Source organism: Micromonospora sp. NPDC003816 (assembly GCF_042874705.1).
Classification (GTDB): Bacteria; Actinomycetota; Actinomycetes; order Mycobacteriales; family Micromonosporaceae; genus Micromonospora.
This window is the reverse complement of record NZ_JBIANP010000002.1, coordinates 729,488-744,356: the sequence shown is the minus strand read 5'-3', so window position 1 is coordinate 744,356 and position 14,869 is coordinate 729,488. Positions and strand designations below refer to the sequence as shown.

The window sequence follows — 14,869 nt, the reverse complement described above, 5'->3', positions numbered from 1 at the left end:
CGGGTGGGATGTGAATAGTGTGAATTTCGCCAACGAACGCGGGCAGGGAAGGACGAGCAGGAGAAGAAGATGTCGCTCTCGCCTTACGTACCCATCATTGGGCTGTTCGCCCTCGCCGCGGCCTTCGCGCTGTTCTCCATAGGGGCTGCCCGGTTCGCCGGACCCCGGCGCTACAACAAGGCCAAGCTCGAAGCCTACGAATGTGGCATCGAGCCCAGCCCGCAGCCGATCGGCGGCAGCCGGTTCCCGGTCAAGTTCTATCTGACGGCGATGCTCTTCATCGTCTTCGACGTGGAAATGATCTTCCTTTACCCGTGGGCGGTCTCCTTCGACATGCTTCCGGTATTCGGATTCGTCGCCATGTTGATTTTCATCGGTGCGGTCTTCGTCGCGTACGCCTACGAGTGGCGGCGCGGCGGCCTGGACTGGGACTGAGGGAGGAACGGCAATGGGTATCGAGGAGAAACTTCCCGCCGGCGTCCTGCTCACCTCGGTGGAGAAGCTCGTCAACTGGTCGCGCAAGTCGTCGGTCTGGGGTGCCACCTTCGGCCTGGCCTGCTGCGCGATCGAGATGATGGCCGCCGGTGGTCCGCACTACGACATGGGCCGGTGGGGCATGGAGGTCTTCCGGGCCTCGCCCCGTCAGGCCGACCTGATGATCGTCGCCGGCCGGGTCAGCCAGAAGATGGCCCCGGTGCTGCGCCAGATCTACGACCAGATGGCCGAGCCCCGCTGGGTGCTCTCCATGGGCGTCTGCGCCAGCAGCGGCGGCATGTTCAACAACTACGCCATCGTGCAGGGCGTGGACCACGTCGTGCCGGTCGACATGTACCTCCCGGGCTGCCCGCCCCGGCCGGAGATGCTCATCGACGCGATCCTCAAGCTGCGCGAGAAGATCGGCCACGAGCCGCTCGGTCCGAACGGCCGCAAGATGCTGGCGGCCCGCGAGGCGCGCGGTGACGTGCCGGTGGTGCCGTACGGCTCGATGCCGTCGTCGTACCGCAACGACAAGGCCCGGCGGGCCGAGTGGACGAAGGCCGTCCGCGAGGGCCGCGAGGAGCAGTTGCGGATCGAGAACTGGATGAAGGCCCAGAACCACCTCCACCCGTACGGGGGGATCAAGTGACTGACGACAAGCGGACCGACGGTGTCGTACCGGTTCCGGTGACGCCGGCCGGGTCGACCAGCGGCGCACCCGCCGAGTTCCCGCCGGCCTCGCCCGCCGGTCGGGGCATGTTCGGCAACCAGGGCACCGGTGACGTCTCCGGCTTCGGCGGGCTGGTCCGCCCGCGCCCGCAGCTCGTGGACTCGCCCCGGCCGTTCGGTGGCTACTTCGACGAGGTGTACGACGCGCTGGAGGAGGCGTACCCGGCCTTCGGCGACGCGATCGAGAACGTGGTCGTCGACCGGGGTGAGCTGACCCTGCACATCCGCCCGGAGCGGATCGCCGAGGTCTGCCAGGTGATGCGGGACGACGCGGGGCTGCGCTTCGAGCTGCTCTCGTCGCTCTCCGGCGTGGACTACCTCGGTGCCGACGAGCGCCGGCTGCACGTGGTCTACCAGCTCACCTCGATGACCTACCGGCGACTGGTGCGGCTGGAGGTGGCCGTCTCCGCCGAGGAGCCGCATCTGCCCAGCGTCACCTCGGTCTACCCGACCGCGGACTGGCAGGAGCGGGAGGCGTACGACATGTTCGGCGTCGTCTTCGACGGCCACCCGGCGCTGACCCGGATCCTCATGCCGGACGACTGGGAGGGTCACCCGCAGCGGAAGGACTACCCCCTCGGCGGCGTGCCCGTGGAGTACAAGGGCGCCGAGATCCCGCCGCCCGACAAGCGGAGGTCGTACCAGTGAACGCGAGGAGTGCAGCGAAGCGGAGCCCCGCAGTCGCGAACGAAAGGTCGGCACTGTGAGCGCGTCCAACTACGCCACCGAGCGCGAGACCACCGAAGGTCGGGTCTTCACCGTCACCGGTGGGGACTGGGACGACCTCGTCTCGGGAGTCGACCCGATCAACGAGGGTCGGATCGTCGTCAACATGGGTCCGCAGCACCCGTCCACGCACGGGGTGCTGCGGCTGGTCCTGGAGCTGGAGGGCGAGACGGTCCGGGAGGCCCGCTCGGTCGTCGGCTATCTGCACACCGGTATCGAGAAGAACCTGGAATACCGCAACTGGGTCCAGGGCTCGACGTTCGTGACCCGGATGGACTACCTCTCGCCGATCTTCAACGAGACGGCGTACTCGCTCGCCGTGGAGAAGCTGCTCGGTATCACCGACGACATCACCGAGCGGGCCAACACCATCCGGGTGCTCATGATGGAGCTGAACCGGATCTCCTCGCACCTGGTCTGGGTCGCCACCACGGCGATGGAGCTGGGCGCGATCAACATGATGCTCTACGGCTTCCGGGAGCGCGAGTACATCCTGGAGATCTTCGAGCTCATCACCGGCCTGCGGATGAACCACGCGTACGTCCGGCCGGGCGGTGTCGCCCAGGACGTGCCGGACGAGGCGATCGTCAAGATCCGCGACTTCCTCAAGCTCCTGCCGAAGCGGCTCAAGGAGTACGAGGACCTGCTCTCCGGCCAGCCGATCTGGCTGGAGCGGACGAAGAACATCGCGGTGCTGGACGTGACCGGTTGTGTCGCGCTCGGCGTCACCGGGCCGGTGCTGCGCTCCGCCGGGCTGGCCTGGGACCTGCGCAAGACCATGCCGTACTGCGGTTACGAGGACTACGAGTTCGACGTGCCGACGCATCCCGACGGCGACGTCTGGGGCCGGTACCTGGTCCGGATGGCCGAGATGCGGGAGTCGCTCAAGATCGTCGAGCAGGCGCTGGACCGGCTCGAGCCGGGTCCGGTGATGGTCGCCGACAAGAAGATCGCGTGGCCGGCGCAACTGGCCATCGGTGTCGACGGCATGGGCAACTCCCTGGAGCACGTCGCCAAGATCATGGGGCAGTCGATGGAGTCCCTGATCCACCACTTCAAGCTGGTGACGGAGGGCTTCCGGGTGCCGCCGGGCCAGGTGTACGTCGGCATCGAGTCGCCGCGAGGCGAGCTGGGTGTACACGCGGTCTCCGACGGTGGCACCCGGCCGTACCGGGTGCACTACCGCGAGCCGAGCTTCGTCAACCTCCAGGCACTGCCGGCGATGGCCGAGGGTGGCCTGATCGCCGACGTGATCGCCGGCGGTGCCTCGCTGGACCCCGTCATGGGAGGTTGTGACCGGTGAGCGCGAGGAGTGGGCTTGCAAGCCCCGCAGTCGCGAACGGAAGGCGGCGCTGATGACCACGACTGTTTTCACTGATGCGACGCGGGCTCGGGCGCGGGAGATCATCGCCCGTTACCCGGCCGACCGGTCCCGTTCGGCCCTGCTACCCCTGCTGCACCTGGTGCAGTCCGAGGAGGGTTACGTCTCCCCGGCCGGAGTGGCGTTCTGCGCCGAGGTGCTCGGCCTGAACAAGGCCCAGGTCGGCGCCGTGGCGAGCTTCTACACCATGTACAAGCGCCGCCCCACCGGTGACTGGCTGGTCAGCGTCTGCACCAACACCATGTGCAACGTCCTCGGCGGGCAGGAGGTCTACGACGCCCTCACCGAGCACCTGGGTGTCGGGCACGACGAGACCACCGAGGACGGCACGATCACCCTCGAACACGCCGAGTGCCTGGCCGCCTGCGACTACGGCCCGGTGATGACGGTCAACTACGACTTCTTCGACGGCGTCGACCCGCAGAGCGCGGTCGGTCTGGTCGACGAGCTGCGCGCCGGAGGGCGGCCCACGCCGAGCCGGGGCGCCCGCCTCTGCACGCTCAAGGAGATGGCGGTGCAGCTCGCCGGCTTCGCCGACGAGCGTGAGGGCGCGGTCGCCGACGGCGTACCGGGCGAGCCGAGCCTGCGTGGCCTGCGCCTGGCCGAGCAGCACGGCATCTCGGTGCCGGGCTTCGACCCGAACACCCCGATCCGCAGCGGCAAGGCCGGTGACAAGGCGGCCCCGGCCACCCCGGCCAAGGCCGCGCCGACCGGCACCACGGCGCCCGACGTACCCGCACCGGACCGCAAGTCGCCGCAGGTGCGTACCGCCGAGACCCGGCAGCCGGACGCCCAGACGGCGGTGCCGGACGCCCCCGGCACGAAGGTGCCGGTCGACGGGTCGCCTCCGGCGTCGAGCGACGCCCGCGCGGCGGAGGCCGCCGGTGCGGCGGCCAACCCACCCGCCGGTGACGGCAAGCCTGCCGGCGACGACGCCGAGGCTCAGGAGCGCAACCTCAGCGAGGCGGAGTCGTCCGGCGGTGGCCAGGGCTCCGCGAACGACAAGGGGGCTCAGAAGTGACCACGCCTCGGCCGGAGATCCTGGCCAAGCTGACGCCGGTCCTCACCAAGCGCTGGCTGTCGCCGGACGCCTGGCGGATCGGCACCTACGAGAAGCTCGACGGGTACGCCGCGCTGCGCAAGTCGCTCAAGGCGCACCCGGACGACCTGATCCAGCTCATCAAGGACTCCGGGCTGCGCGGTCGTGGCGGCGCGGGCTTCCCGACCGGCCTCAAGTGGGGCTTCATCCCGCAGGGCGACGGCAAGCCGCACTACCTCGTGGTCAACGCCGACGAGGGCGAGCCGGGCACCTGCAAGGACCTGCCGCTGATGACGCACGACCCGCACTCGCTGGTCGAGGGCGTGATCATCGCGTCGTACGCGATCCGGGCCAGCCGGGCCTACATCTACATCCGGGGCGAGGCCGTGCACGCGGCACGCCGGCTGCGCAACGCGGTGAACGAGGCGTACGCCAAGGGCTACCTCGGGCGCGACATCCTCGGGTCCGGTTTCGACCTGGACCTGGTGGTGCACTCGGGCGCCGGTGCGTACATCTGCGGCGAGGAGACGGCGCTGCTGGACTCGCTAGAGGGCTTCCGGGGCCAGCCCCGGCTGCGCCCGCCGTTCCCGGCGACCCACGGCCTGTACGCCAGCCCCACGGTGGTCAACAACGTCGGCACCATCTCCAGTGTGCCGTACATCGTGCTGGGCGGCGCCGAGTGGTGGAAGACCATGGGCACGGAGAAGTCCTCCGGACCGATGATCTATTCGCTCTCCGGCCGGATCGCCAACCCGGGTCAGTACGAGTGCTCGATGGGCATCACCCTGCGCGAGCTGCTGGAGCTGGCCGGTGGCATGCAGCCCGGGCACCACCTCAAGTTCTGGACCCCGGGTGGTTCGTCCACGCCGCTGCTCACCGCCGAGCACCTGGACGTGCCGCTGGACTTCGAGGGGGTGGCCGGCGCCGGATCGATCCTCGGCACCACGGCCACGCAGATCTTCTCGGACCAGGACTGCCCGGTCTATGCGACCTACCGCTGGCTGGAGTTCTATCACCACGAGTCGTGCGGCAAGTGCACCCCGTGCCGGGAGGGCAACTACTGGATGGTCCGGGTCTACCGGCGCATCCTGGCCGGTCAGGGCACCCACGACGACCTGGACACCCTGCTCGACACCTGCGACAACATCCTGGGCCGCTCGTTCTGCGGCCTGGGTGACGGTGCCACCAGCTCGGTGACGTCGTCCCTGAAGTACTTCAAGCAGGACTACCTCGACTACATCGAGGGACGGACCGCTCCGAAGTTGTCCGACAAGCAGTTGGTGGGAGCCCACTAATGACGGACGTTGCCAAGTCGACCGAGACGGTCACGCTGACCATCGACGGCGTCGAGGTCACCGCCCCGAAGGGGGCGCTGCTGATCCGCGTCGCCGAGCAGATCGGCACGGAGATCCCCCGCTTCTGCGACCACCCGCTGCTGGCACCGGCCGGTGCCTGCCGCCAGTGCCTCGTCGAGGTGGAGGGGCAGCGCAAGCCGGTCGCCTCCTGCACGCAGACGGTGGCCGAGGGCATGGTCGTCCGTACCCAGCTCAGCTCCCCGGTCGCCAAGAAGGCGCAGGAGGGGATCATGGAGCTGCTCCTGGTCAACCACCCCCTCGACTGCCCGATGTGTGACAAGGGCGGCGAGTGCCCGCTGCAGAACCAGGCGATGTCGACCGGCCGCACCGACTCGCGGTTCCACGAGCACAAGCGGGAGTACCCGAAGCCGCTGCCGATCAGCACCCAGGTGCTGCTCGACCGCGAGCGCTGCGTGCTCTGCCAGCGCTGCACCCGGTTCTCCGAGGAGATCGCCGGCGACAAGTTCATCGACCTGATGAACCGTTCGTCCGCCGAGGAGATCAACATCTACCGGGACGAGGAGTACGGCGAGGAGGGCGACGCGGGTGACGTGCCGTTCAACTCGTACTTCTCCGGCAACACCGTGCAGATCTGCCCGGTCGGCGCGCTGACCGGCACCCAGTACCGTTTCCGCGCCCGCCCGTTCGACCTGGTCTCCAGCCCGAGCGTCTGCGAGCACTGCTCGGCCGGTTGCGCCCAGCGCACCGACTGGCGTCGGGGCAAGGTGATGCGGCGGCTGGCCGGCGACGACCCGCAGGTCAACGAGGAGTGGAACTGCGACAAGGGCCGGTGGGGCTTCCAGTACGCCCGTGCCACCGACCGGTTGACCACTCCACTGGTCCGCGACGAGCGCACCGGTGAGCTGCGTGAGGCGTCCTGGAGCGAGGCGCTCAGCGTCGCCGCCGAGGGGCTGCGTGCGGCCCGGGACGGCGGTCAGGGCTCGGCGGTGCTCACCGGCGGTCGGCTGACCGTCGAGGACGCCTACGCGTACGCGAAGTTCGCCCGGATCGCGCTGCACACCAACGACATCGACTTCCGGGCCCGCCCGGCCTCCCGCGAGGAGGCCGACTTCCTGGCCAGCAACGTCGCGGGCAGCACCGACGTCACCTACACCGACGTCGAGAACGCTCCCGCCGTGGTGCTGGTCGGCCTGGAGCCGGAGGAGGAGTGCCCGATCCTCTTCCTGCGGATGCGCAAGGCGTACCTCAAGAACAAGCTCAAGGTGTACGCGATCGCGCCGTTCGCCACCCGCGGCCTGGAGAAGCTCGGTGCCAAGCTGGCCCGGGTGGTGCCGGGTGAGGAGGCCGGGGTGCTCGCCGAGCACGCCACGGTCGCCGAGGCGCTGAGCGCCCCGGGTGCGATCCTGATCGTCGGTGAGCGACTGGCCTCGGTGCCCGGCGGGCTCTCCGCCGCCGCCGAGGTGGCCGCGCGTACCGGTGCGAAGCTTGCCTGGGTGCCGCGACGCGCCGGGGACCGGGGCGCCGTCGACACCGGCTGCCTGCCCAACCTGCTGCCCGGTGGGCGGATCGTCACCGAGCCGACCGCGCGCGCTGAGCTGGGCGAGGCGTGGGACATCCCGGCCGGAGTGATCCCGAGCCAGGCCGGCCGGGACACCGACGGCATCCTCGCCGCCGCCGCCGAGGGCCGCCTCGGCGCACTGGTGGTGGCCGGCGTCGACCCGGCCGACCTGGCCGACCCGCGCCTGGCCGAGCAGGCCCTCGACGCGGTGTCGTTCCTGGTCAGCCTGGAGCTGCGGGCCAGCGCGGTGACCCGACGGGCGAACGTCGTCCTGCCGGTCGCCCCGGTGGTCGAGAAGGCCGGCAGCTTCCTGGACTGGGAGGGCCGGCTGCGTCCGTTCGACGCGGTCCTGACCACCGCCGCGATGACCGACGGCCGGGTGCTCGACGCGCTCGCCGCCCAGCTGGACGTGCGGCTGGGCACTGGAGACGTGCTCTCCGTGCGCCGCGAGCTGGGCAGCCTGCCGACGACCCGGGTGGGTCGTCCGGCCGCCCCGAGTGTCGCGCCGGGCACCGTCCGGGACCTCGCGCCCGGCGAGGCGGTCCTGGCGACCTGGCACCAACTGCTCGACCTGGGCAGCCTCATCGACGGTGACGAGCACCTGGGCGGCACCGCCCGCCCGCCGGTGGTCCGGCTGGGCAAGGGCAGCGCGGAGGCGCTCGGCATCGCCGACGGTGACCCGGTGACGGTGGGTACCGACCGTGGGGCGCTGACCCTGCCGGCGGCCATCACCGAGATGCCGGACGGCGTGGTCTGGCTGCCCACCAACTCGCCCGGCGCGACGGTACGGCGCAGCCTGGGCGCGACCTCCGGTTCGGTGGTCCGGGTCTCCGCACCCGGTACGGCCGAGCCGGTCGCCGCCGACGCGGCGGGTCGTTCGGGCCCGCTGCTCAACTCCTCCGGGGGTCACCAGTGAGTGCGAGGAGTGAACGAGCGGAGCGAGTGAGCCCCGCAGTCGGGAACGAAAGGTGGGCCCAGTGAGTCACTCGCTCCTCGCCCAGGCGCCGTCGCTGACCGACTTCGGTCACGACCCGTGGTGGCTGGTGCTTGGCAAGATCGTCTTTGCCTTCGTCGTCGCCCTGCTCGGCACGCTGCTGGGCGTCTGGTTCGAGCGGCGAGTGGTGGGGCGGATGGCGGTCCGGCCGGGCCCGAACCAGCTCGGCCCCTTCGGTCTGCTGCAGACGCTCGCCGACGGCCTGAAGATGGCCTTCAAGGAGGACATCCTCCCCAAGTCGGCAGACAAGGTCATCTACTTCTTCGCGCCGGCCATCTCGGTGATCTGCGCGGTGACCGCGCTGTCGGTGATCCCCTTCGGCCCGATGGTCAGCATCTTCGGCCACCAGACGCCGTTGCAGGTCACCGACGTGCCGGTGGCGGTGCTGGTGGTGCTCGCCTTCTCGTCGTTGGCGGTCTACGGCATCGTGCTGGCGGGCTGGGCCTCCGGCTCGACCTACCCGCTGCTCGGTGGTCTGCGGTCCACCGCCCAGCTCATCTCGTACGAGGTGTCGCTGGGGCTGTCCATCGTGGCGGTGTTCATGCTCGCCGGCACGATGTCCACCTCGGAGATCGTGGCCGCACAGGGCACCGGCACGCAGGTGAACCTCTTCGGCGTCGACGTCTGGGCGCCCGGCTGGTACGCGCTGCTGCTGTTCCCGAGCTTCATCGTCTTCTTCATCTCCATCGTCGGTGAGACGAACCGGCCGCCGTTCGACCTGCCGGAGGCGGAGTCGGAGCTGGTGGCGGGCTTCATGACCGAGTACAGCTCGCTGAAGTTCGCGCTGATCATGCTCAGCGAGTACGTGGCGATGGTGACCATGTCGGCCTTCACCGTCACCCTCTTCCTGGGCGGCTGGTACGCGCCGTGGCCGATCAGCCTCTGGTCGGGTGCCAACTCCGGTTGGTGGCCGCTGCTCTGGTTCTTCGGCAAGGTCATCCTGCTGGTGTTCGTCTTCGTCTGGCTGCGGGGCACGCTGCCCCGGCTCCGCTACGACCAGCTCATGCGCCTCGGCTGGAAGGTGCTGATCCCGGTCAGCCTGGTCTGGATCGTGGTCCTGGGCTGGTACCGCACCATCGGCGACTGGGACACCACGGGTCGCCTGTGGGCCATCGGTATCCCGGCCGGGATCGTGCTGCTCGCCGCGATGTTCTGGCCGAGCCGTAAACCGCAGTCGAAGCCGACCGTCGCCGAGCAGGTCGAGAACCGGCCGCAGGGCAGCTTCCCGCTGCCGCCAATGGATCTGCAGGTACCCCCGAGCCCGCGTACCCGGCGCATGGTCGCCGAGCGGGAGCCGGCCAACGTTCCCGCCGGCCAGGACTCTGAGGAGGTGTGACGTGGGCGCGATCACCGGAACGTTCAAGGGCTTCGGGGTCACCTTCTCGCACATGTTCAAGAAGGTCGTCACCACCGACTACCCCTTCACCCCGCCGAAGCCGGCGCCGCGCTACCACGGCCGGCACATCCTCAACCGGCACCCGGACGGCCTGGAGAAGTGCATCGGCTGTGAGCTGTGCGCCTGGGCCTGCCCGGCGGACGCGATCTTCGTCGAGGGTGGCGACAACACCGACGAACAGCGTTTCTCGCCGGGTGAGCGGTACGCCAGCAACTACCAGATCAACTACGCCCGCTGCATCTTCTGCGGGCTCTGCATCGAGGCGTGCCCGACCCGCTCGTTGACCATGAGCAACGAGTACGAGCTGGCCCGGGACAACCGGCAGGACCTGATCTTCACCAAGGAGCAGCTGCTCGCGCCGCTGCTGCCGGGGATGGAGCAGCCGCCGCACCCGATGCGTCTGGGCGACAGCGAGAAGGACTACTACATCGGCAGCCTGACCAACCCGGGCACCTCGGCCGGCGCCGAGCGCTCGCCGATGGGGCCGGGGCACTACCAGGTCGACGAGCACCCGGGCGTCACCTTCCCCGGTGCCGAGCAGGCCGCCCAGCGGGCTGCGGCGGACAAGGGAGAGACGGCATGACCACCTCGACGGTGCTCGCCGCGGGTGCGGTCTCCGGCGGTGAGTCGGTGGCCTTCTGGATCCTCGCCCCGCTGGCGCTGGCTGGCGCGATCGGCATGGTCGCGGCCCGCAACGCGGTGCACTCGGCGCTCTGGCTGGTGCTGACCATGCTCAGCCTGGGCGTGTTCTATGTGCTCCAGGCCGGGCCGTTCATCGGCATGGTGCAGATCATCGTCTACACCGGCGCGATCATGATGCTCTTCCTGTTCGTGCTGATGCTGGTCGGGCGGGACGCCTCGGACTCACTGATCGAGGTGCTGCGGGGTCAGCGGATCGCGGCGATCGGGCTGGGCGTCGGCTTCGCCGCGCTGCTCGGCAGCGGGGTCTACCGGGCCACCCAGGACACCGTGGCGGTGGGTCTGGAGGAGGCCAACGCTGGCGGCAACGTGCAGGGCATCGCCCGGTTGCTCTTCACCGACTACATCTTCGCCTTCGAGCTGACCGCAGCGCTGCTGATCACCGCCACCATCGGCGGCATGATCCTGGCGCACATCGAGCGGCGCAAGGAGGACAAGCGCGACCAGGTGGCCACCATGAAGGCCCGCTTCGCGCCCGGCAACTACCCCGGTCCGAAGCCCGGCCCGGGTGTCTTCGCCACCTCCTCGTCGGTGGCCACTCCGGCGCGCCTGCCGGACGGCCGACTGAGCGACCGGAGCACGCCCGACATCCTTCCGGTGCGTGAGCTGGCCGCCGAGGAGACCACCCTGAAGGGCACTGAGAAGTGAGTGACTTCTTCTCCGTCGAACCGAACTACTACCTCGTCCTCGCCGCGGTGCTGTTCACCATCGGCGCGGCCGGGGTGCTGGTCCGGCGCAACGCGATCGTGCTGTTCATGTGCGTCGAGCTGATGCTCAACGCGGCCAACCTGGCGCTGGTCACCTTCAGCCGGATGAACGGTGACCTGAACGGCCAGATCATGGCGTTCTTCGTGATGGTGGTGGCGGCGGCCGAGGTCGTGGTCGGGTTGGCCATCATCATGGCGATCTTCCGCACCCGGCGCTCCGCCAGCGTCGACGACGCCAACCTGTTGAAGTACTAGAGGGGCCCACCGGTGGACGAAATTGTGACGTACGCCCAGGCTGCTCCGGCCGAGACCGTCTCGTACGCGACGGCCGACGGGCTGCTGAGCAGCGTCTGGCTGCTGGTGGCGATCCCGCTGGTCAGCGCGATGGTCCTGCTGCTGCTCGGCCGGCGCGCCGACCGGTGGGGGCACTGGCTCGGCGTGGCCGCCGTCGGTGCCGCCTTCCTGCTCGGCCTGACCTACTTCTTCAACCTGCGCGGGTTGGAGAACAAGTCCGTCGAACTCAGCCTCTGGGACTTCATCGCGGTCGGCAACCTCAACGTCGACTTCGGACTGCTCTTCGATCCGCTGGCCGGGGTCTTCGTCCTGCTGATCACCGGCGTGGGCTTCCTGATCCACCTGTACGCGGTCGAGTACATGGCGCACGACCCGGGTCGTCGGCGGTTCTTCGCCTACTTCAACCTGTTCGTCGCGGCCATGCTGCTGCTGGTCCTCGGCAACAACTACGTGATGCTCTACTTCGGCTGGGAGGGCGTCGGTCTGGCGTCGTACCTGCTGATCTCCTTCTGGAACACCAAGCCGGCCGCGGCCACCGCCGGCAAGAAGGCGTTCCTGATGAACCGGGTCGGCGACGCCGGTCTGGCCATCGCCATCTTCATCATGTTCGCCACCCTGGGCACCACCCAGTACGACGAGGTGTTCAACGGGGTCGGCGCACTGGCCGGCAGCACCGTGCTGGTGCTCGGCATCCTCCTGCTGCTCGGCGCGGCCGGCAAGTCCGGTCAGTTCCCGCTCCAGGCGTGGTTGCCGGACGCCATGGAGGGTCCGACCCCGGTGTCGGCGCTCATCCACGCCGCGACGATGGTCACCGCCGGTGTCTACCTGATCGCCCGGTCCAACATCATCTTCTCGGCCAACGCGACGCTGCAGTTGGTGGTGGTCAGCGTCGGTGCGCTGACGCTGCTGATCGGCGCGATCATCGGCTGCGCCAAGGACGACATCAAGCGGGTGCTGGCCTGGTCGACGGTGAGCCAGATCGGCTACATGTTCCTCGGTGTCGGCCTGGGCGGCGCCGCGTACGCGCTGGCCATCGTGCACCTGCTGGCGCACGGCTTCTTCAAGGCCAACATGTTCCTCGGTGCCGGCTCGGTCATGCACGGCATGAAGGACCAGGTGGACATCCGCCGCTTCGGCGGCCTGTCGAAGTACATGAAGATCACCTGGCTCACCTTCGGCGCGGGCTGGCTGGCCATCATCGGCATGATCCCGTTCTCCGGCTACTTCTCGAAGGAGCCGATCATCGCCGCCGCCTTCGAGCGGGACGGCTGGACGGCCTGGCTGTTCGGCGGGGCCGCGGTGCTCGGTGCCGCGCTGACCGCGTTCTACATGACGCGGCTGTTCGTGCTGACCTTCCACGGGCCCAAGCGCTGGACCACGGACATCGAGCACCCGCACGAGTCCCCGCCGCTGATGACCATCCCGCTGATCCTGCTCGGCATCGGCTCGATCGGCGCGGGTTGGCTGCTGGCCACCTCCGTACCGGACTGGCTGACCGCCACCGCCGGTCTCGGCGCGGCCGAGGCGCACCACGACGCGGTGCTGCCGCACTGGGCGATCGTGGTGCTGTCGCTGGGCGTCACCGTGCTCGGTGCCGCGCTGGCCTGGTTCCTGTTCCGCAACGGCACGGCCAACGAGCCGCAGCCGGCCGGGGTGCTGGTCACCGCCGCCCGCAAGAACCTCTACACCGACGCGGTGAACGAGGCGGTCTTCGAGAAGCCCGGCATCTTCCTCACCCGGGCGCTCGTCTACCTGGACAACCGGGGCATCGACGGGCTGGTCAACGGGCTGGCAGCCGGTGTCGGCGGTGGCTCGGGTCGACTGCGGCGGCTGCAGACCGGCTTCGTCCGGTCGTACGCCACCTCGATCCTCGCCGGGGCGCTGCTGATCGTGGGCGCGTTCCTCGCCGTGCAGGCGGGGTGGTTCGCGTGATCGACCTCAAGAGGCCGACGGTCTCGCAGGCGGCCGTCGCCGGCGGACCGCGCATCGACGACGGAGGTAAGGCCGCATAATGTCCGACTTCCCGTTCCTCTCGGTGCTCACCGTGGCGCCGCTGGTCGGCGCAGTGGTGGTCGCCCTCCTGCCGCGCAGCCGGCCGACGCTGGCCAAGCAGGTCGCTCTCGGCTGGTCGCTGCTGGTGCTGGCGCTGTCCGTGGTCATGTGGGTGACCTGGCAGGTCGACGGCGACCGGTTCCAGTTCCGTGAGTCGTACCCGTGGATCCCGAACTGGGGCGTGAACTTCACGTTCGCCGCCGACGGCATCGCGCTGGTCATGCTGATGCTGATCGCGGTGCTGGTGCCGCTGGTGATCCTGGCCTCCTGGCACGACGCCGAGTCCTCGAAGCGCTCGGTGCCGGTCTACTTCGCGCTGCTGCTCGTCCTCGAATGCACGATGCTCGGTGTCTTCGCCGCCGCCGACGTCTTCCTGTTCTATGTGTTCTTCGAGGTCATGCTGGTGCCGATGTACTTCCTGATCGGCAGCTACGGCGGCCACCAGAGGCAGTACGCGGCGGTCAAGTTCTTCCTCTACTCCCTGGTCGGCGGTCTGTTCATGCTGGCCGCCGTGATCGGCCTCTGGGTGGTCGGCGCCAAGACCTTCGACTGGGTGGCGCTGTCGCAGGTGGACATCTCCACCGGTGCGGAACGCTGGCTGTTCCTCGGGTTCTTCGTCGCGTTCGCGATCAAGGCGCCGTTCTTCCCGTTCCACACCTGGCTGCCGGACGCCGGTGGCGCGGCCCCGGCCGGTGCCGCCGCGCTGCTGGTCGGCGTGCTGGACAAGGTCGGCACCTTCGGCATCATCCGGTACTGCCTGCCGCTGTTCCCGGACGCCGCCCAGTGGTTCGCGCCGTGGGCGCTGGGCCTCGCGGTGATCGGCATCATCTACGCCGCTCTGCTGGCGGTGGGGCAGAATGACCTCAAGCGACTGGTGTCGTACACGTCGATCGCGCACTTCGGCTTCATCGGCGTGGGTCTGTTCGCCTTCACCACCCAGGCCGGTACCGGTGCGGTGCTCTACATGGTGAACCACGGCCTCGCCACCGGCCTGCTCTTCCTGGTGGTCGGCATGCTGGTCGCGCGCCGGGGTTCGGCGCTCATCAGCGACTTCGGTGGTGCCGGCAAGCTGGTGCCGGTGCTGGCCGGGGTGCTGTTCTTCGCCGGTCTCGCCTCGCTGGCGCTGCCCGGCACCGCGCCGTTCGTCTCCGAGTTCCTGGTGCTGATCGGCACCTTCACGGTGAACAAGCCGGTCGCGGTGATCGCCACGCTGGGCATCATCCTGGCGGCGGCGTACGTGCTGTGGATGGTGCAGCGGACCACGCAGGGCACGCTCAATCCGGCGCTGACCCAGATCGACGCGATGAAGCGCGACCTCAATCTGCGCGAGAAGGTCGTGGTCGCCCCGCTGATCGCGCTGATCGTGCTGCTCGGCTTCTACCCGAAGCCGGTCACCGACGTGATCAACCCTGCGGTTCAGGCGACCATGGAGGACGTCGGCCGGACCGACCCGGCCCCGACGGCAGGCAACGTCCAGGAGGCCAGCCGGTGAGCGCGAGGA

13 protein-coding genes are annotated in these 14,869 nt (G+C 69.2%); all 13 read left to right on the top strand.

What is annotated here, in order from left to right; all coding sequences use genetic code 11:
* The first annotated feature begins 69 nt into the window (after positions 1-69).
* The 13 genes from ACFYTT_RS09220 (at position 70) to ACFYTT_RS09160 (ending at position 14,860) form a co-directional block, all read left to right on the top strand.
* On the top strand, positions 70-435 hold the full coding sequence (locus ACFYTT_RS09220; RefSeq protein WP_117229653.1) for an NADH-quinone oxidoreductase subunit A: 366 nt from the start codon (positions 70-72) through the stop codon (positions 433-435).
* A gap of 13 nt (positions 436-448) precedes the next feature.
* Positions 449-1,126, top strand: a complete 678-nt coding sequence (locus ACFYTT_RS09215) for an NADH-quinone oxidoreductase subunit B family protein (RefSeq protein ID WP_117229654.1) — start codon at positions 449-451, stop codon at positions 1,124-1,126.
* Complete coding sequence (locus ACFYTT_RS09210) at positions 1,123-1,854, top strand: NADH-quinone oxidoreductase subunit C (protein ID WP_176092342.1); 732 nt, start codon at positions 1,123-1,125, stop codon at positions 1,852-1,854. The genes ACFYTT_RS09215 and ACFYTT_RS09210 overlap by 4 nt, the downstream gene beginning before the upstream one ends.
* 55 nt (positions 1,855-1,909) lie before the next feature.
* A complete protein-coding gene (locus ACFYTT_RS09205; RefSeq protein ID WP_131054079.1) occupies positions 1,910-3,235 on the top strand; it encodes an NADH-quinone oxidoreductase subunit D in 1,326 nt (441 codons plus the stop codon).
* Between the two features lie 52 nt (positions 3,236-3,287).
* The gene (gene nuoE / locus ACFYTT_RS09200; protein ID WP_387258334.1) at positions 3,288-4,334 is read left to right on the top strand and encodes an NADH-quinone oxidoreductase subunit NuoE; all 1,047 of its coding nucleotides are present in this window, start codon (positions 3,288-3,290) and stop codon (positions 4,332-4,334) included.
* Positions 4,331-5,647: an NADH-quinone oxidoreductase subunit NuoF gene (nuoF, locus tag ACFYTT_RS09195; protein WP_176092343.1), complete on the top strand. Its 1,317-nt coding sequence runs from the start codon at positions 4,331-4,333 to the stop codon at positions 5,645-5,647. Before nuoE ends, nuoF begins: the two co-directional genes overlap by 4 nt.
* Positions 5,647-8,142, top strand: coding sequence for an NADH-quinone oxidoreductase subunit G (locus tag ACFYTT_RS09190; protein ID WP_387258332.1), 2,496 nt, complete (start codon positions 5,647-5,649; stop codon positions 8,140-8,142). The genes nuoF and ACFYTT_RS09190 overlap by 1 nt, the downstream gene beginning before the upstream one ends.
* Positions 8,143-8,203: 61 nt before the next feature.
* The gene (nuoH, locus tag ACFYTT_RS09185) at positions 8,204-9,556 is read left to right on the top strand and encodes an NADH-quinone oxidoreductase subunit NuoH (RefSeq protein WP_176092345.1); all 1,353 of its coding nucleotides are present in this window, start codon (positions 8,204-8,206) and stop codon (positions 9,554-9,556) included.
* A 1-nt stretch (position 9,557) separates the two neighbouring features.
* Positions 9,558-10,199, top strand: coding sequence for an NADH-quinone oxidoreductase subunit NuoI (nuoI, locus tag ACFYTT_RS09180; protein WP_131054363.1), 642 nt, complete (start codon positions 9,558-9,560; stop codon positions 10,197-10,199).
* Entirely contained in the window at positions 10,196-10,963 is a 768-nt protein-coding gene (locus ACFYTT_RS09175) for an NADH-quinone oxidoreductase subunit J (protein WP_131054362.1), read from the top strand. Before nuoI ends, ACFYTT_RS09175 begins: the two co-directional genes overlap by 4 nt.
* Entirely contained in the window at positions 10,960-11,277 is a 318-nt protein-coding gene (nuoK, locus tag ACFYTT_RS09170; RefSeq protein ID WP_013731028.1) for an NADH-quinone oxidoreductase subunit NuoK, read from the top strand. The genes ACFYTT_RS09175 and nuoK overlap by 4 nt, the downstream gene beginning before the upstream one ends.
* 12 nt (positions 11,278-11,289) lie before the next feature.
* Entirely contained in the window at positions 11,290-13,248 is a 1,959-nt protein-coding gene (gene nuoL / locus ACFYTT_RS09165) for an NADH-quinone oxidoreductase subunit L (protein ID WP_387258330.1), read from the top strand.
* Between the two features lie 79 nt (positions 13,249-13,327).
* A complete protein-coding gene (locus tag ACFYTT_RS09160; RefSeq protein ID WP_387258328.1) occupies positions 13,328-14,860 on the top strand; it encodes an NADH-quinone oxidoreductase subunit M in 1,533 nt (510 codons plus the stop codon).
* Positions 14,861-14,869: the final 9 nt, after the last annotated feature.

What these genes read in the sequence shown, in the direction of transcription:
- ACFYTT_RS09220 (WP_117229653.1), top strand. Translation starts at nt 70, where the DNA reads ATGTCGCTCTCGCCTTACGTACCCATCATTGGGCTGTTCGCCCTCGCC.
- ACFYTT_RS09215 (WP_117229654.1), top strand. Translation starts at nt 449, where the DNA reads ATGGGTATCGAGGAGAAACTTCCCGCCGGCGTCCTGCTCACCTCGGTG.
- nuoE (WP_387258334.1), top strand. Translation starts at nt 3,288, where the DNA reads ATGACCACGACTGTTTTCACTGATGCGACGCGGGCTCGGGCGCGGGAG.
- ACFYTT_RS09190 (WP_387258332.1), top strand. Translation starts at nt 5,647, where the DNA reads ATGACGGACGTTGCCAAGTCGACCGAGACGGTCACGCTGACCATCGAC.
- ACFYTT_RS09175 (WP_131054362.1), top strand. Translation starts at nt 10,196, where the DNA reads ATGACCACCTCGACGGTGCTCGCCGCGGGTGCGGTCTCCGGCGGTGAG.
- ACFYTT_RS09160 (WP_387258328.1), top strand. Translation starts at nt 13,328, where the DNA reads ATGTCCGACTTCCCGTTCCTCTCGGTGCTCACCGTGGCGCCGCTGGTC.